We start from the raw sequence: 15,338 nt of genomic DNA on the forward strand, positions 1-15,338 counted from the left end.
GTGAAGTCAGCGATTGTTCATGCCACGCTTATCGGCCTGACCAAACTGGACTTCGCTTCTCAGCAAAGGCTCTTGGGCCTTCGATCCGGTCAGCGCTTGCGTAGAGTGCAGCGACCGCCGGCAACTGCTTTTGCCTTGGATAGGTTTCACTCATGGCTGGCTCGGATAGTCCGGCTTGCACAAGCGCTTTGGAGGCCCTGATGGCGAGCGGCGATGCTTTGAGGATTTCCTCTGCCCACCGCAGTGCTGTCGCTAGCACCTGATCCTTCGCGACCACTTCGTTGACAAAGCCCAAGGATTTGCCTTCTGATGCCTTGACACGCCGGCTGGTCAAAATGATCCCCATGGCTTCTTTGTAGGCGATCTGCTGCGAGAGCCGCAGGAGCCCTCCACATATGGCTGCCAAGCCTACACGTGGCTCAGGCAACGCGAATTCTGCGTCTTCTGATGCAATGATCAGGTCGCACGCCAATGCAATTTCGAACCCTCCGCCCAGGGCGACGCCGTTGACAGCGGCAATCACCGGCTTTTGCAGATTGACTCGCCCGGTGATACCTCCGAATCCGCTCGGCGGCCAGGTGTTGTCATTACCGGCAGCCTGGAACTTGAGATCGTTACCGGCGCAGAATGCCTTGTCACCTTCCCCAGTGATGATGGCCACCCAGGATGAAGGGTCAGCCTCGAATCTGTCGAAGATCTTTTCGAGTTCCAGACAAGCTGGCCGATGCAGCGCATTGCGCACCTCGGGCCGACGGATCGTGACGATCAAGACATGACCGCGCCGCTCCACGTCGCAATATTGATAGTGCTGCGTGTTGTTGTCGCTCATTCCTTGAGCCTCGCAGTTTCCGAAAGCGCTCGGATGGCGGCCTGGTCGGCTTCCAGGCGCTTGGCAAATGCTGCGCCGCTTGTGCCGACGCCGGTGATCCCAAGAGCCGCGACCGATTTTGCGAACTCCGGAGTCTTGACCACATTGATCGAAGCTCGCTCGAGTGTTTGCAGAATCTTCGCAGGGGTCTTTGCGGGCGCGACGATCCCGTACCAGACGTTGAAGTTCATGTTCTTGAGGCCCAGTTCATTGAACGTCGGCACCATGGGCAGCAGGGCCAGTCGCGAGTTTCCAGTGACAGCCAACGGACAAATTCGCTTGCTGACAATATGCGGCATCGCCACCGGGCTGACAAAGGTGTACTCGACTTCGCCGCCAATCAGACCGGTGATGGCAGGAGCCTCACCTTTGTAAGGAATGTGCGCAGCCTTGATGTTCGCGCTTTGATTGAACATCTCTCCGACCAGATTGCTGGCACTGCCGTAGCCGACCGAAGAGTAGTTGAGTGCGCCTGGCCTTGCTTTCGCGGCCTCGATCAGTTTCGCGACGTCTTTGGGCCCTTTCTGGCACTCCACCACGAGGAGCCACGGGAGGTCGGTCGACAGACTGACCATTGCGAAATCTTTCAGTGGATCGAATCCAGCCTTTTCATTCAGTACCGGTTCCGCAGCCAGCGACGATGTGCTCCCGAACAGCAGCGTGTACCCGTCCGCATCCGCTTTTGCCACGTATTTCGTGCCGATGGCACCGGACGCTCCGGCCTTGTTGTCGACAATGACAGTGGCGCGAAGCTGCTCCTGCAGACCTTTGGCGACCAGGCGGGCCTGCACATCCGTGCTGCCTCCCGGAGGAAAAGGGACGACCAGAGTGATGGGCTTGCTCGGATATTCTTGTGCGGAGGTTGTCAGTGCGAGCAGGGCCAACGTCGTCGAGATGACGATCTGCTTGCCTGACAGGAAGTATTTGAGATGGATCAACGCTAGTCTCCTTAGTTGTGTAGACGTAATGCCTGCGAAAAATGTCGATGAGCTGGCGGCTTTCGTGGTGCCCGATTTCCGACGTTCAAATGCCGGTGACTGAATGGCCGAATCGCGCCGACGCCGTTCCGTTTTGCCGCAACGGGCGCACCGCGCGCGTCGGCGATGCGCGTGAAAGAGATGGCAGAGACGGTGAGTGGCTGAATCAGCCCTTGAGCGCGCGAAGATCTAGCGTTCAGCTACTTGTGGTCGCCGGCTCTGCGGGGATTCCGAATCGAGCGAGAATTTCGGCGTTGTGCTGACCGATGCTCGGCGGCAGCGATCTCAATCGTCCGGGTGTACGACTGAGCTTGATAGGAATGCCCACGCCGCGATACCCATCCCTATCGAGAAGCATTTCTCTGTCCGAGGTGTGTTGCAGCTTGAGGGCCTCATCGACTGTCAGTACAGGAGCGCAAGGCACGCCCGCTGCCATGAGTTGGGAAAACAGCGTCATGCCATCCTGCTCGGCCAGTTTCTGCGACAAGCGCTCGGTCACTTGTGCACGATTGGCTATTCGGCTGACGTTGGTGGCGTACTTCGCATCCTGAATGACATCCTCGAGACCAAGATGCCGGCAGAGCGTCACAAACTGTCGATCATTGCCTACCGCAATGAAAATCGGGATAGTGGCCGTTTGATAGAGGTCGTACGGCACCAGATTTGGATGGCCATTTCCTGTCCTGGTGGCCTCGCCACCATAAAGCACATTCGCCGCGTGGGGATGCAGGAGCGATAACGCAGTGTCGTACAGCGTCGCTTCCACCATTTGTCCTTTTTTCGATCGCTCACGTTCGTAAAGCGCAAGCATGACGCCGAGCGCGGCCTGAACGCCCGTAGCTGCATCGACGAGCGGAATGCCGATCCGGGCCGCCTTGGCTGCAGGATCGCCGTTTGTACTCATGAGACCCGACATGGCCTGGATCGCGGCGTCGTAACCGGGCAGCCCGCCCATCTGACCCATTTCCCCGAACCCAGAAATCCGGCAGTGGACCAGGTTGGGGAACTTGGCGGCCAGGGTCGACAGGTCGTCGATGCCCCACTTTCGCCACGTGCTCATCTTGAAGTTCTCGATCAGCACGTCCGCGCACGACAGGAGTGAGAACAGCGTATCGAGCCCGCTGTCCGCGCTCAGATCCAGCGCGACATTTTTCTTGTTGCGGTTCAGACCCAGGAAATAGGGTGCGCTGCCATCGGCGACCGGGCGACCGTACCGCCTCGTGTCGTCACCATCGAAGGATTCCACCTTGATGACCTCTGCGCCGTGGTCGCCAAGGATCTGACCAGCGTATGGGCCGGCTAGCACCCGTGACGCATCGATGACAACCACGCCATCAAGCGCAGATTGCTTTCCACTCATAACCAGTCTCCAAATTCTCCGAGTCGCCTCAGGTGCCGGGATCGGCGCCCCCTGAGCCTTCAGCAAATTCTAAGAAGTCTGCCGTCTATGTGTCAACACGCAGTAATGATTACTGCAATGCAGTAATTTCCATGGCATTGAACTTGGGTCCAAGCAGCAAGCGTGTGACCGGTATGCTTCGCGCCATCGTTTCGCTCTTGGGATGCACGTATTGGCTCGAACATCAAACCTTCTCACCGACCTGAGCACGACGCTTGAGGAGAAAAAGGAATCGAGACACTTCGTCACGGCGCTCAGTCGAGGGCTGGACATCCTTGCGCTGTTCACCCGTGACGTGACCGCTTTGGGCAACGAGGACATTGCTCAAAGCACGGGGCTGGCGAGATCGACGGTGACGCGGATGACCTACACGTTGTCCATCACCAAGCACCTGGTGTATGACAGTGCGATCAAGAAATACCGGCTTGGTCCTGCGACGATGGCATGGAGCTACGCCGTCATGGACAGCGTGGCCGGCGTCCAGTCGCTAACGCCGTTTCTGCAGGATTTCGCGAACCAGATCGGAGCGTCGACTGTGGCGCTGAATATTCAAGCCGGCTCCGAAGTCATCTATGTGGCTCACGCATCGGGCCCAGCGCAAGTACAGGTCCGAACCGGCGTCGGGACTCGGCTGAAGCTTTGGCAGGCGGCGGCGGGCAGAGTCTTCTGGTCCGTGTCCGATGACGCGAAGAAGCACGAGGTCGAACAGGAATGGCTCAATTTTCCGGCTGACGTCCGGGCCAGGATCGCTGAAGAAATGCGCGCGGCTCAGGCTGAATGGGACAGCTATCGATTTTGCACAAGCATTGGTGCGTGGCGCCTCGGAATCAACGCGGTCGCATGCACTTGTGGCGACGGCTCTGGAAGTGGCTGGAAGTACGTGGTGTCCTGTGCGGGCATGAGCGCGGAATTCGATCTGGAAACGCTCAAGCACAGAATCGCACCGCAATTGAAGGACTTTGCGAATTTTCTAGCGCCAAAGTTGACCTCACTCTGATTCGGGCCAACTGGGTCACTTCTGGATGGAAATCAACATACCGGCGAGCTCTACGTCAAAGTTGAACTCCACGCGTTAGCGCTCCGTCAACTACCAAGTTGGTCCCGGTAATGAAGCTCGCCGCCGGACTCGCGAGAAACACCGCCGCATTGGCCATTTCCTGAGGCGTTCCCATCCGCCCTGTTGGATTCAGCGCAAGCGCTTCCGCAAACAACTTGGGATTGTCAGTTTCGATCTGCGTCCAGACACCGCCGGGAAAGTAGGTGTTGCCCGGTGAAACGGAGTTGGCACGGATGCCCTTGCCCGCCAGATGAAAAGCCAAGCCTTGCGTGTAGTGCACGATCGCGGCCTTGAAGGCGCCGTATGGCCCGGAGGCAAAGTCGATTTCTCGCGCGGAGACACTGGCTATGGTGACCAAGGCCGCGTGTGCACTCTTTTCCAGCGAAGGCATGGCCGCGTCAACCAAACGGACCGTGCCCATCAAGTCCACCTCGAACCCGTTGCGCCAGGCAGCTTCGTCGTGCGAAATGGCGAGCGCACTGACATTGGCGACGACAATGTCTATGCCGCCAAACTCGGCGTTGACCTCGGCGACCCAAGCTTTGAGCAAGTCGCCATCGCTCACATCCAGTGCGTGGCCCCGGACTTTCGCGCCGCCGGCCGAGAGTTCGGCTTGCACTTGTGCGACTTCGGCGCCGTGGCGCGCGCAAAAAGCGACCCTTGCCCCCTCCGCCAGAAGCGTTTTGACAATCGCTCGTCCAATCCCCTTGGTGCCGCCGGTGACAACGGCGTTCAATCCTTGCAATCGCAGGTCCATATCGATCTCCTATGTCTGAGCAACGGATTCAAGCCAGGTCAGCGAGGTATTTCTTCTCCACGCCGGCAGCCACCGAGTACTTGGGGTCCACAAAGTTGCCCAGGCGAACCTTGCCGCACTGACTGAGCATCATGTAGGCATCCCATTGGTCGTAGCCGTACTCCTGGGCCATCCAAAGCACCAGTTCCCGGTAGGCGATGCGGGTAGCGTCCTCAAGCGGCCGCGCACTGCCGATCACCATGATCTTGTGCTCGGTTTCCAGGCGAGGCCAGTCGATCTCCCAAGCCTTGATGAGGTCGACGTGAATCGTGGTTCTGCTGGCGTATTCCACCGCCGTGCCGCAGACCTCGCCGTCGCCCTGACAGGCATGCGCATCGCCAATGAACAGCCGCGCGCCAGGCGAACGAACCGGCAGGTAGGTGATGCTGCCCGGCCCCATGTCGGGGATGTCCATGTTTCCCCCGTGGTTGTCGGGAGTGAGCGAATTGATGGAGTCGATCTCGGGCGAGAGACTCAGAGTGCCAATGTGCGGCCGGTAGGGCAGCGTGACGCGTCGGCTCCAGTACACCCCTTCTTCATCCAGGTCGATCTTGCGAGTGATCTCCGGCAGCGGATCGTTGAGCAGTGCAGTGAAATCCGTGGCTGCGAGTCCGCCGAAGCGCGGGATCAGGCAACAAGTGCCTCGGGGGTTGGCGCCGCGCGGCAACATCGACTCGATGTGGACAGCTACCACGTCGCCCTTTTCAGCACCCTCGATCATGATCGGGCCGCTTTGGGGATTGAGGAACGGCACTTTCAGCTTTTGGCTCGGAAGATCCTTTTCGGTCTGGATCTTCCCGTCGAACGCATCACGGGTGTCCACAACGATACGGTCACCTGGCGCGACTTGCATCACCGGCTGCGAGTACGGGCCGATCGTGTAGTGAAAGGTGCCCTGGCGGGCCTCGCTCAGCTCATGAGTCTGCCCCACTTGACCGCGGGCGACACCTCGCATGTGCATGATCGATTGTTTGAGCCAGTCCATTTTTTTCCTTACTGTGTTGAGTTGAAATAGGGGATGGTCTGCCGGGATGGTCAGACCGAGATCAGGGCACGAATGTCGCTAGCCGCCATGTCACAGCCTTCACCACTGGCCACGACCTGTCCTCGCACGAGCACGGTGAAATGGTCGGCCACCGACTCGGCAAAGTCGACGTATTGCTCCACCAGAAGAATCGACAACTGCCCCTTGAGTGAGGCAATGACGGCCTGGATCTCCTGCACGATGGAGGGCTGGATGCCTTCCGTGGGTTCGTCGAGGATCAGCAGCCTCGGTTGGGTCAGCAGCGCCCGTGCAATGGCCAACTGCTGTTGTTGACCGCCCGAGAGATTCCCGGCCAGCCGCTGCCCCATGCTCTTGAGCACGGGAAACAGGTTCACGACGTCTTCGTAGGTGTGGCGGGGCCGGCGATCCTGTCCGGCACCGTCTCCTGGCCCTGCCAGCCGGCGCCGCCGCTCAGCGGTGATTTCACCCACGAGCAGGTTTTCACGCACCGTGAGCTCCGAAAACACCTCGCGGCCCTGGGGAACATAGCCCATCCCTGCCTGCGCGCGGGCTTCGGGTGTCCACGATGCCACCTCCTGACCACCCAACATCACCTGACCCGAACGAATGGGCAGCAGTCCCATGAGGCAGCGCAAAAGAGTGGTCTTGCCGACGCCGTTTCGTCCGAGCAGCACCGTGCAGCCTCCGTCAGCTACCTGCAGGCTCACCTGCCGCAGGACATGGCTGCTGCCGTAGTACTGATTCAGTCCTTCAATCTTGAGCATCACCATCACCTTCCCAGATAGACCTGAATGACCTTCGGGTTGGTTCGCACCGCCTGCATCGACCCTTCGCCCAGCAGCTGCCCCTCGTGCAGCACGCTCACCAGATCGGCCACACGATCGACAAACTCCATGTCGTGCTCGACGACCACGATGGCCCGGGCGGGGGAACGCAGAGACGCGATCAATTCGACCGTCCGCTCGGTCTCCGCCTCTGTCATGCCGGCCACCGGCTCGTCCAGCAACAGCACCTTGGGCTCGGCCACCAGCAACATGCCGATCTCCAGCCACTGCTTCTGGCCGTGCGAGAGCTCGGCCGCCTTGCGCTGACGCTCTTCCTGCAAGCCGATGGTCACCAGCACTTCCTCGATGCGCTCCCGCTGCGCGACGCTCAGCCGCGACATCACCATCTCGCCCCAGCCCAAGCCGCGCCGCACAGCCAGCTCGAGGTTCTGCGATACCGGCAATGCCTCGAAAACGCTGGGTTTCTGGAACTTGCGCCCGACGCCGCTGCGCGCGATCTCCGCCTCGCCGCGCGTGGACAGATCCAGCGTACGGTCCAGAAAAACCTCGCCACTGTTGGGCCGTGTCTTGCCGGTGATGACGTCCATCAAGGTGGTCTTCCCGGCACCGTTCGGCCCAATCAGGGCACGTGTCTCGCCGTAACGGATTTCCAGTGTGAGATCGGTGATGGCCGCGAAGCCTCCGAAACGAACGTTCAGCCCGTTGATGTACAGGGCGGTCGTCTGGCTCATGACGCCGCCTTCCAGATACGCAACTTTTGCAACCCGCCCCAAAGCCCGTGTTGCAAGGCCACCGTGATGAGCAGCGTGATGCCCGCCAGCACGAAAGGCCAGGCGCTGGGAATCTCGGCGCTCAGCCAGAACTTGAGGCAGCTGAGAACGACCGCCCCGAGCACTGCACCGGTCAGTGTTCCGCGCCCACCAATGGCGACCCACACCGCAATCTCGACCGAGAGCGTGGGCGAGACGATGCCAGGATTGATGATCCCGACCTGTGGCACGTACAGCATGCCGGCCAGCGCGGCCACGGCGGCCGATAAACACCATGCGGCAAGCTTGATGCGGTCGGTCCTGAAACCCAGAAAGCGCAACCGCGCCTCATCGTCCCGTACAGCCACCATAGCTTGCCCGAAGCCGGAAACCGCCAGTCCGCGCAGCAGGACGAACACTCCCGCCAGCACGACGGCCGACAGACTGGCCAATGCCACCTGGGTCGACTCGTGGGCCAGATGGAAGCCTGCCAGCAGCGTGAAACCCGTCAACCCATTGTTGCCGCCGAGACCTAGGTCGTTGTTGAACAGCAGAAGCATCAACGCGTATGTCAAAGCCTGGGTGATGATGGAGAAATACACACCGTTGATGCGTGACCGGAACGCTGCCAAGCCGACCACTCCCCCCACGAACACCGCCAGCAGCAGCCCCAACAGCACGGCCACAGGTAGTGCGGCGAAGGGCTGCAGCGCCGCGGGGAACGTGCTCCATCCCATGAACTGCATGAAATCCGGCAACACACGCGTGTCTACATAGGCTGCGTTGAGAAGGTGGAATCCCATCACGTAGCCGCCTATGCCGAAGAAGATGCCGTGTCCCAGGCTCAACACGCCCAAGAGACCCCACACGAAGTCCAGCGCCAGCGCCAGCAGCGCGAAGCACATGATCTGCCCCACCAGATTCACAACGAACAATGACAGGTGCAGCGGGTGGCCGGGCGGAAAGACCGCATTGAAGAGCGGCAGCACAAGCGCCGCGCACACGAGTAGCACAGGCAAGCCGATGTGGCTGGTTGTGCGAAAAGGGGATCGAAGGGAAGAAACGGAATTCAGCATGGGTCAACCCCGGGTCTTGAGCGCAAAGAGGCCCTGTGGGCGGCGCTGGATGATCAAAACGATGAGCAGCAGAACAGCCACTTTGGCAGCCACAGCGCCATGGAACGGTTCGATCAACTGGTTGACCTCGCCCAAAACCAGGGAGGACACGGCCGTACCCACCAAACTGCCTGCCCCACCGAGCACTACCACCATGAAGGCATCAATCACGAAGCTGGTGCCCATGGAAGGATTCACGCTGGCGATCTGCGTGAGCACCACACCAGCCAGGCCGGCCAAGCCGCTGCCCAGGCCGAACGCTAGGCGGTCGATGGAAGGCGCAGGAATGCCCAGCGCCCGCGCGGTATCCCGTCGCTGCGTGGTGGCGCGGATCAACAGACCGAACCGTGTTTGGCGGATCAGCACGTAGGTAGTCGCAAAAATGACCAACCCCAGCGCGATGGCGAACACGCGATTCCAGGTGACAAAGAAACCGGGATACAACTGCACCCCTCCCTGCAAGAACGACGGTGTGATGAACTCGACGTTCTGCGAGCCGAAGAGGATCTGTACCAGCTTGATCAAGGCGATGCTGACCGCCCACGTCGCCAACAGCGTCTCCAGCGGCCTTTTGTAGAGGTGTCGGATGATGGTCATCTCGAGCACGATCCCGATCAGCGCACACACGAGGAAAGCAAAGGGAATGGCGAGGAACACATATGCATCGAACCAACCAGGCGCGTGAGCCTGAAGCCATTTTTCGACCACATAGGTGGCATAGGCACCGATCATGATGAATTCGCCGTGCGCGAGGTTGATCACACCGAGCAAACCAAACACGATCGACAGACCCAGTGCGGTGATGAGAAGAACCCCCGCATAGCTCAGGCCGCTGAAGAAGATCGAAGCGGCCTTCCCTACCTCCAGTGCACGATCAATCTGCGACAGTGACTGCGTCAGTGCCGCGCGCTCGCCGGCACTCATATCCGGGCGATCCTCTTGGTACTTTTGCAAGAGAGAGCGTGTGCTTTCGCTGGGCGCCTTACCCATGGCGCGTATGGCTTCGACGCGCACTTCCACTGACCCGCTGGCGAGGCTGCGCTTGGCCAGGGCGAGCTCGAGCGTCGCGATGACTTCAGGGTCCGCAGCCTTGGACAATGCCAACCGCACTAGGGGTTCGTTGATCTGTGCGTATGCCTGGCTCATCCGCTGGGCCGCCGCTCGGCGAATGAGCACATCGGGACTGAAAAGCTCTATCTCTGCCTGCGACGTTTTCAGCAATCGCGCCAACACCAGCGTAGGCACCATGGGCAATTCGTCGACGGCCTCGGTGACGGGTTCGAGCGTAGCCGCGTCCACAACGCCGTGGTCCACCTTGAACACCGGGGCACCTTGCGCGCGGCAGATCACCGCCACGGCTTGAAGCCGCTCCAGCAATGTCTTGCCCCAGGCCGCGTCCTCCGAAGAGGTGCCAACCACCGCTTGAACGATGCGATCCAGGGCGCCGCGATACGCCCCAGGATCGGTACAGATGGACGCGACGATTGAGCTGCGCTCTTGCGCGGGCATGGCTGCTTGTGCCTGCAGCAATGGTCCGCACAGGCACGCGAGCATCAGATGCTGGAACCAGCGGCGCCAACGCGCTGTTCCGCGCAAGGGTTCGAACAAAGACTTCATGAGAAAGCTCCACAGTCAGGAGATCCGACGTGCCGTGCACCTCGGCCACGCCCAGGCGCGATCACGCCTTGACGAAAGGGCTGTAGGGAACCGGCGCAACGATGTCCTTGGACTTCCAGAGAATGTCGAAGCCTTGCTTGGCGTTGATGGAGCCGATCATGGTGCCGCGCCACAGGTATTGATTGGTCGCATCCATCTTCGCGACGTAACCTGCGGGATCCGCGACCGTCATGCCCGCCATGGCTTTGCGTACGGCCGCGGGCTCGAACGACTTTGCTTTGGTAGCAGCCTGCGCCCATAGTTGGATTCCCATTACCGTGCTCACCATGGGGTCGATCACCATGTCAGGGCGGTGCTTGAGTTGTTTGGCCTTGACATAGCTCGCCCAGTCGGACTTGAGCTGGCGATTTGCAGGGGTATCGATGTTCTGGAAGTAGCACCAGCAACTCAGATGCCCCGTGAGTGGCGCCGTGTCCAGACCTTCGAGATCGCTGTCCACCACGTCCAGGCCAAGGATCGGGATGTCTGTGGCGCGAATGCCCTGGCTGATGGCCTCTTTGAACATCGCGGGAATCGAATCTCCCACCACTGTCAGCACCACGATGGCCTGGCCGCCGGGCTGCGCCGCGAAGGCCTTGATGTCGCGCACGATCGACTGAAAGTTCGAATGACTGAAGGGAACGTACTGTTCGCGGATAGCGCTGTCGGGCACACCCTTGGTCTTGAGGTAGCCCTTGAGCATCTTGTTGATGGTGCGCGGCCAAACATAGTCGCTGCCCAACATAAAGAATCGCTTGGCCTCACCGCCTTGGGGGGTCATCAGGTATTCAACTGCAGGAAGCACAGAGCTGCTGGGTGGAGAGTTGAGGTAGACGACGTTCTTGGATTGCTCCTCGCCCTCGAAATGCAGCGGATAGAACAACAGGCTGTCTTGTGCCTCCACTACAGGCAACACCGACTTGCGCGAAACCGAGGTCCAGCAACCGAAGATCGCCGCCACCTTCTCGCTGAGGATCAACTGCTTGCTCATCTGTGCATACATCGGCCAGTCGCTCGCGGGATCCACCACGACACCTTCGACCTTGCGCCCCATCACGCCACCTTTGGCGTTGATCTGATCGATCGTCATCAGGGAGATGTCCTTCAGCAACGACTCGTTGTTCGCCATGGCGCCAGATTGCGAGAACAGCAGACCCAGCTTGACTGGACCACTGCCCGAAGGTGTCGCCGCGAGCGCGGTGTGGGAAAGATTGCCAGCCGACACCGCCACGACACCCGATCCCACTGCAGACAGAAAATTGCGTCTTTTCATTGCTTCACTCCGACTGAAGAAATTCGCGAACAAAAAAAAGAGCCCGCACCCCTCGGAGGGGTCGGGCTCTTTTGCCGTTGTCGCCATGGACGCCTTTGTCCGCAGCAACGTGTCCTGGGTGCTTGAAGATGGTGCGCATCCCAGAGACTGCTTCCATGATGCAAACGGCGTGCCACCTTTCAACACGACTACATGCAAGTAGTCCCCACCTCGCGCGTCTGTGTGCTTCTTTCACAGGTGGACCGACGGGAGCCGGTGGCTCGCTTCTTGCGCCGAGGGCCGCTTCACAGCGGCATGCACCGCGTCCGCACACCTACACCGCACCATCGCGGTGCTGCATGGTGAACCCAGCACAGCACATTCATACACATGGCACCCATCGAGATTGGCGTTCTTTATTCTTCAACCGGCGTAACGGCAGCTGTCGAGGAAACTCAGCGCAGAGCCGTGTTGATGGCCATAGAGGAAATCAACGACGCCGGCGGCGTGCTCGGCAAAGAGATTGTCCCGGTGTGTGTCGATCCCGCATCCGACCCGCGTCTGTATGGTCAGTTGAGTGAGCAACTCATCATTGAAAGCGGCATCCGACTGTTCCTGGGTTGCTACATGTCGAGCAGCCGGAAGGCAGTCATTCCGTTGGTGGAACGACACGACGCGCTGCTGTTCTACGGCACGGCCTACGAGGGCTTCGAGTTCAGCCGCAATGTGTTCTATGGCGGTGCAGTGCCCAACCAGAACATCTTGCCGCTCGCGGGTTACATGCTCGAACGCCATGGCAGCCGCGTCGCGCTGATCGGATCAGACTATGTCTGCCCCCACGAAGCCAACCGCGTGATGAGCGAACTCATTCACGAGCGCGGCGGCAGCAAGGCCCTGGAAACCTACCTGCCGCTTGATGCCGGTGCGCTTGACTACGAAGCAGCGGCCCAGGCCATCCGGCGCAGCGGTGTCGATTTCATTTACTCCACCGTGGTGGGTGAAGGTATGGCCCGACTGCACCGAGCGCTGGAACGCGCCGGCATCGGTCGTCAGAGGGTGCCGGTCGCCAGCCACATGAGTTGCGAGGCCGACGTCCAGACCATCGGCACCGAACTGGCAGAGGGGCTGATCACCTGCTCGACCTACTTCGAGTCTGTGGACACGGAGGCCAACGGCAAAGTCATCCAGCGTTATCGCCAGCGTTTTGGGGCCGACGCACGCACCAATGCCTCCTGGGAGGCGGCCTACGTGCAAACCCATTTGCTCGTCCGAGCCATAGGCGTAAGCGGCAGCACGGAGCCGGTTCATATCTCGCGCGCCATGGCGGGCCTGGAAATGGACGCACCGCAAGGACGCATCTGCGTGGACGGCAGCAACCACCACACCAACCTGAACCCTCGCATTGGACGATGCAATGCCAACGGCAGTTTCGACATCCTGGCGGAAGCACCCGAACCCGTGATTGCGGACCCTTACGTCATGTCGCATGTCCCACCCGCGTGGGCGGGCCGCCCGAACCCGCGATTCAGCGGCACAGGCAAGGTTGCAGTGGGGGCCGCATGACCAGAATCAACGACAGTCAGGCCATCTTCAAAGACATCCGCCTATTGCGGTTGCTGGTAATCCACCCCGATGACGCAGACCGCGAGGAACTCACGGCCCAGCTTTCGCGCATTGGGTGCTCGTTCAGCTGCTCATGGCCTGCGCTAGACACTCTGCCGCAGGGTACCGACATGGTCCTCATGTCCGTTCACCCCGACACACTGTCGCAGCCCTGCCCGTGGCTTGAAAGGCCAAATGCACCTCCCGTCATTCCCATCGTTGCGTTCGAGAATCCCATCACCCTTGCGGCGGTACTGCACTTGAACGCATTCACGACGATTGCTTCGCCCGTGAGGCCAGCCGGGGTGCTGACCGCGCTCGCGCTGACACTGCATCAAAGCAAGCAACGCCGATCAAGGGAGCACTACATACAGCGCCTTGAGCAGAAGGCGGCCCACCAGCAAGTCATTCACAAAGCCACGCGTGCACTCATGGATGCGCGTCGGCTCAAGGAAGACGAAGCCTACGAGGTCCTGCGCGAGCGAGCCATGCTGCAGCGCGAACCGATCGAGAGTGTGGCGCGCCAAGTTCTGAAAGCCACCGAGGCGCTGGGAATGTGATTCTGCAGCGCGTCCCTTTCCCCAAAGACTGCTGGTTCGCCGCCATTGCCGAGCCCAACCCGGCCGCCAAGCTCGCCGTATCGGCGCCCTCCACGTGGGCCATATGGAGGGTGCCCGCGCCGTTGCTGCATCAACGCCGATCGCGAAGTTGCCTCGGGCGGTGACCGACGCGCTTTTCGCCGATTTACTGACCTTGCCAGACTGGCTTGCGCTTCTCCGCAAAAGGCTTGGGGCCTTCGATCCTGTCGGCGCTGGAGTACAGAGCAGCGATCGGCGGCTGTCGTTGACGCGCTTACTCGCGAGCGTTCAGTCGCGCATTGAGCTCGTCGATGTCGAAGGCACGAGGATCGAAGAGGCGGCCGATGACCGAACTCACGACCGATTGCCGCGGCCCGACACGAGGTTGGCGCTGATCCAAGATGCCACGTCGGTGACCGGAATGCCGCGCTGTTGATTGAAGGTCCCGCGCTTGTCCCATGCAACACCGCGCCCTTGAGCAAAGGCCGCACGGTACTTGCGCATCATGTTGGTCGGGTCACGCGCCAGTTCGTCCAGCAGATACTGTTCGCTCCATTCCGAACGGCTGAAGGAGCGGCCGAGGCCCGCCTGCAGCTTGTCGGCGACCTCACCGTAAGTCACGGTGTCACCTGCCAGAAACACAATCTCGTTCCGGATACGGGGCGTGGTGAAGACGATCTCGGCAGTCAGCGCTCCGATATCATCGGGAGTGGTCAGCGTCACGGCCGTGTCGAGGCTGCCGATCGCGTGGACCGCGTCGTTCTGCAGGTCGACCACGCCGAATTCCGGCTCGAACAGGTAGCTCATGAACATGCCTGTAGAGATGATGACCCACTCGGTCTGGTGCTGGCTGCGCAGCAACTCGCGCACGTCCAGTTGTGCATCGAAGATGTCCTGCGGGCTGCCGCGACCGATCACGTCGAAATCGACTCCGAACTGCCATGGGAAGTACCTTGGAATTCGCGCCTGCAAGGCGGCCCGCGCCAGCTTCATCGGCGTGTCGATTCCGGCTGCATAGCCCGCGCAACCGATGACCGTGTCATATCGCGCGAACACCACGGCGAGCTCGTCGATGGAGCTCTTCACAAGATCGCCAATGACGATCTCGATTCCGAGACCTTTGAGTTCCGCGATGGCTTGCTGCTTATCCGGTGCACTGGACTCCACGGCGCTTGCACGCAGCAGCACGCTGAGCTTCGCACCCTCCACGGCTTTCGCCCGTTTCGCAAGGCTGCGCAGCACCGGGAGGCCGAGTTCCCCGGCGCCGAGTACGAGAATGTTTTGAGAGGTCGAGTTAGGATCGGTTTGGTTCATCGTATGGCTCAGTGGCATTAGAAGTCGCGGGCCTTGATCAGACGTCGTTGATTTGGCCGTAGGCATCATGTGGACGCACTTTAAGGAGTGCAGCAGCGCAGAAAAAGGAGCCCGGGAGGTTTTCATCATTCAGGAAACCCGAACAATGGGTTGTGACGCCGCTTGCTTTACCGCTATTGGGACA

At 60.3% G+C, this 15,338-nt stretch carries 14 protein-coding genes; 3 read left to right on the plus strand and 11 right to left on the minus strand.

Annotated features, from left to right (window positions below):
• Positions 1-28 precede the first annotated feature (28 nt).
• From IB278_RS05220 to IB278_RS05230, 3 genes are all read right to left on the minus strand, one after another.
• Complete coding sequence (locus IB278_RS05220) at positions 29-829, minus strand: enoyl-CoA hydratase-related protein (protein ID WP_192322863.1); 801 nt, start codon at positions 827-829, stop codon at positions 29-31.
• Positions 826-1,806 (minus strand): Bug family tripartite tricarboxylate transporter substrate binding protein, encoded by a 981-nt coding sequence (locus IB278_RS05225; RefSeq protein ID WP_192322864.1) that lies wholly within the window; start codon positions 1,804-1,806, stop codon positions 826-828. The genes IB278_RS05220 and IB278_RS05225 overlap by 4 nt, the downstream gene beginning before the upstream one ends.
• A 235-nt stretch (positions 1,807-2,041) precedes the next feature.
• Positions 2,042-3,205 carry a CaiB/BaiF CoA transferase family protein gene (locus IB278_RS05230; RefSeq protein ID WP_192322865.1) on the minus strand — a complete coding sequence of 388 codons (1,164 nt, stop codon included), beginning with the start codon at positions 3,203-3,205 and terminating at the stop codon, positions 2,042-2,044.
• A 211-nt stretch (positions 3,206-3,416) separates the two neighbouring features.
• On the opposite strand from IB278_RS05230, the gene IB278_RS05235 reads away from it, so the two are divergent.
• Positions 3,417-4,241 (plus strand): IclR family transcriptional regulator, encoded by an 825-nt coding sequence (locus IB278_RS05235; protein WP_225612731.1) that lies wholly within the window; start codon positions 3,417-3,419, stop codon positions 4,239-4,241.
• 55 nt (positions 4,242-4,296) lie between these two features.
• Here the strand turns inward: IB278_RS05235 and IB278_RS05240 are convergent, their stop codons facing one another.
• From IB278_RS05240 to IB278_RS05270, 7 genes are all read right to left on the minus strand, one after another.
• On the minus strand, positions 4,297-5,058 hold the full coding sequence (locus tag IB278_RS05240) for an SDR family NAD(P)-dependent oxidoreductase (RefSeq protein ID WP_192322867.1): 762 nt from the start codon (positions 5,056-5,058) through the stop codon (positions 4,297-4,299).
• Between the two features lie 28 nt (positions 5,059-5,086).
• Positions 5,087-6,082, minus strand: a complete 996-nt coding sequence (locus IB278_RS05245) for an acetamidase/formamidase family protein (protein WP_192322868.1) — start codon at positions 6,080-6,082, stop codon at positions 5,087-5,089.
• Between the two features lie 50 nt (positions 6,083-6,132).
• Positions 6,133-6,867, minus strand: coding sequence for an urea ABC transporter ATP-binding subunit UrtE (gene urtE, locus IB278_RS05250; protein ID WP_192322869.1), 735 nt, complete (start codon positions 6,865-6,867; stop codon positions 6,133-6,135).
• A gap of 5 nt (positions 6,868-6,872) precedes the next feature.
• A complete protein-coding gene (gene urtD, locus IB278_RS05255) occupies positions 6,873-7,619 on the minus strand; it encodes an urea ABC transporter ATP-binding protein UrtD (protein ID WP_192322870.1) in 747 nt (248 codons plus the stop codon).
• A complete protein-coding gene (urtC, locus tag IB278_RS05260; RefSeq protein WP_192322871.1) occupies positions 7,616-8,713 on the minus strand; it encodes an urea ABC transporter permease subunit UrtC in 1,098 nt (365 codons plus the stop codon). Before urtC ends, urtD begins: the two co-directional genes overlap by 4 nt.
• Positions 8,714-8,716: 3 nt before the next feature.
• Positions 8,717-10,369 (minus strand): urea ABC transporter permease subunit UrtB, encoded by a 1,653-nt coding sequence (gene urtB, locus IB278_RS05265; RefSeq protein ID WP_225612732.1) that lies wholly within the window; start codon positions 10,367-10,369, stop codon positions 8,717-8,719.
• Between the two features lie 61 nt (positions 10,370-10,430).
• Positions 10,431-11,681 (minus strand): urea ABC transporter substrate-binding protein, encoded by a 1,251-nt coding sequence (locus IB278_RS05270; RefSeq protein WP_192322872.1) that lies wholly within the window; start codon positions 11,679-11,681, stop codon positions 10,431-10,433.
• Between the two features lie 369 nt (positions 11,682-12,050).
• On the opposite strand from IB278_RS05270, the gene IB278_RS05275 reads away from it, so the two are divergent.
• The gene (locus tag IB278_RS05275; protein WP_192322873.1) at positions 12,051-13,223 is read left to right on the plus strand and encodes a transporter substrate-binding domain-containing protein; all 1,173 of its coding nucleotides are present in this window, start codon (positions 12,051-12,053) and stop codon (positions 13,221-13,223) included.
• The gene (locus IB278_RS05280; RefSeq protein ID WP_192322874.1) at positions 13,220-13,822 is read left to right on the plus strand and encodes an ANTAR domain-containing response regulator; all 603 of its coding nucleotides are present in this window, start codon (positions 13,220-13,222) and stop codon (positions 13,820-13,822) included. Before IB278_RS05275 ends, IB278_RS05280 begins: the two co-directional genes overlap by 4 nt.
• A gap of 372 nt (positions 13,823-14,194) precedes the next feature.
• Here the strand turns inward: IB278_RS05280 and IB278_RS05285 are convergent, their stop codons facing one another.
• Positions 14,195-15,154 (minus strand): aromatic alcohol reductase, encoded by a 960-nt coding sequence (locus tag IB278_RS05285; RefSeq protein ID WP_192322875.1) that lies wholly within the window; start codon positions 15,152-15,154, stop codon positions 14,195-14,197.
• Positions 15,155-15,338: the final 184 nt, after the last annotated feature.

This window comes from Variovorax sp. VRV01 (genome assembly GCF_014852545.1).
GTDB lineage: Bacteria > Pseudomonadota > Gammaproteobacteria > Burkholderiales > Burkholderiaceae_C > Variovorax > Variovorax beijingensis_A.

What these genes read in the sequence shown, in the direction of transcription:
- IB278_RS05245 (WP_192322868.1), bottom strand. Translation starts at nt 6,082, where the DNA reads ATGGACTGGCTCAAACAATCGATCATGCACATGCGAGGTGTCGCCCGC.
- IB278_RS05220 (WP_192322863.1), bottom strand. Translation starts at nt 829, where the DNA reads ATGAGCGACAACAACACGCAGCACTATCAATATTGCGACGTGGAGCGG.
- urtD (WP_192322870.1), bottom strand. Translation starts at nt 7,619, where the DNA reads ATGAGCCAGACGACCGCCCTGTACATCAACGGGCTGAACGTTCGTTTC.
- urtB (WP_225612732.1), bottom strand. Translation starts at nt 10,369, where the DNA reads ATGAAGTCTTTGTTCGAACCCTTGCGCGGAACAGCGCGTTGGCGCCGC.
- urtC (WP_192322871.1), bottom strand. Translation starts at nt 8,713, where the DNA reads ATGCTGAATTCCGTTTCTTCCCTTCGATCCCCTTTTCGCACAACCAGC.
- IB278_RS05280 (WP_192322874.1), top strand. Translation starts at nt 13,220, where the DNA reads ATGACCAGAATCAACGACAGTCAGGCCATCTTCAAAGACATCCGCCTA.
- IB278_RS05275 (WP_192322873.1), top strand. Translation starts at nt 12,051, where the DNA reads ATGGCACCCATCGAGATTGGCGTTCTTTATTCTTCAACCGGCGTAACG.
- IB278_RS05270 (WP_192322872.1), bottom strand. Translation starts at nt 11,681, where the DNA reads ATGAAAAGACGCAATTTTCTGTCTGCAGTGGGATCGGGTGTCGTGGCG.
- urtE (WP_192322869.1), bottom strand. Translation starts at nt 6,867, where the DNA reads ATGCTCAAGATTGAAGGACTGAATCAGTACTACGGCAGCAGCCATGTC.
- IB278_RS05240 (WP_192322867.1), bottom strand. Translation starts at nt 5,058, where the DNA reads ATGGACCTGCGATTGCAAGGATTGAACGCCGTTGTCACCGGCGGCACC.
- IB278_RS05230 (WP_192322865.1), bottom strand. Translation starts at nt 3,205, where the DNA reads ATGAGTGGAAAGCAATCTGCGCTTGATGGCGTGGTTGTCATCGATGCG.
- IB278_RS05285 (WP_192322875.1), bottom strand. Translation starts at nt 15,154, where the DNA reads ATGAACCAAACCGATCCTAACTCGACCTCTCAAAACATTCTCGTACTC.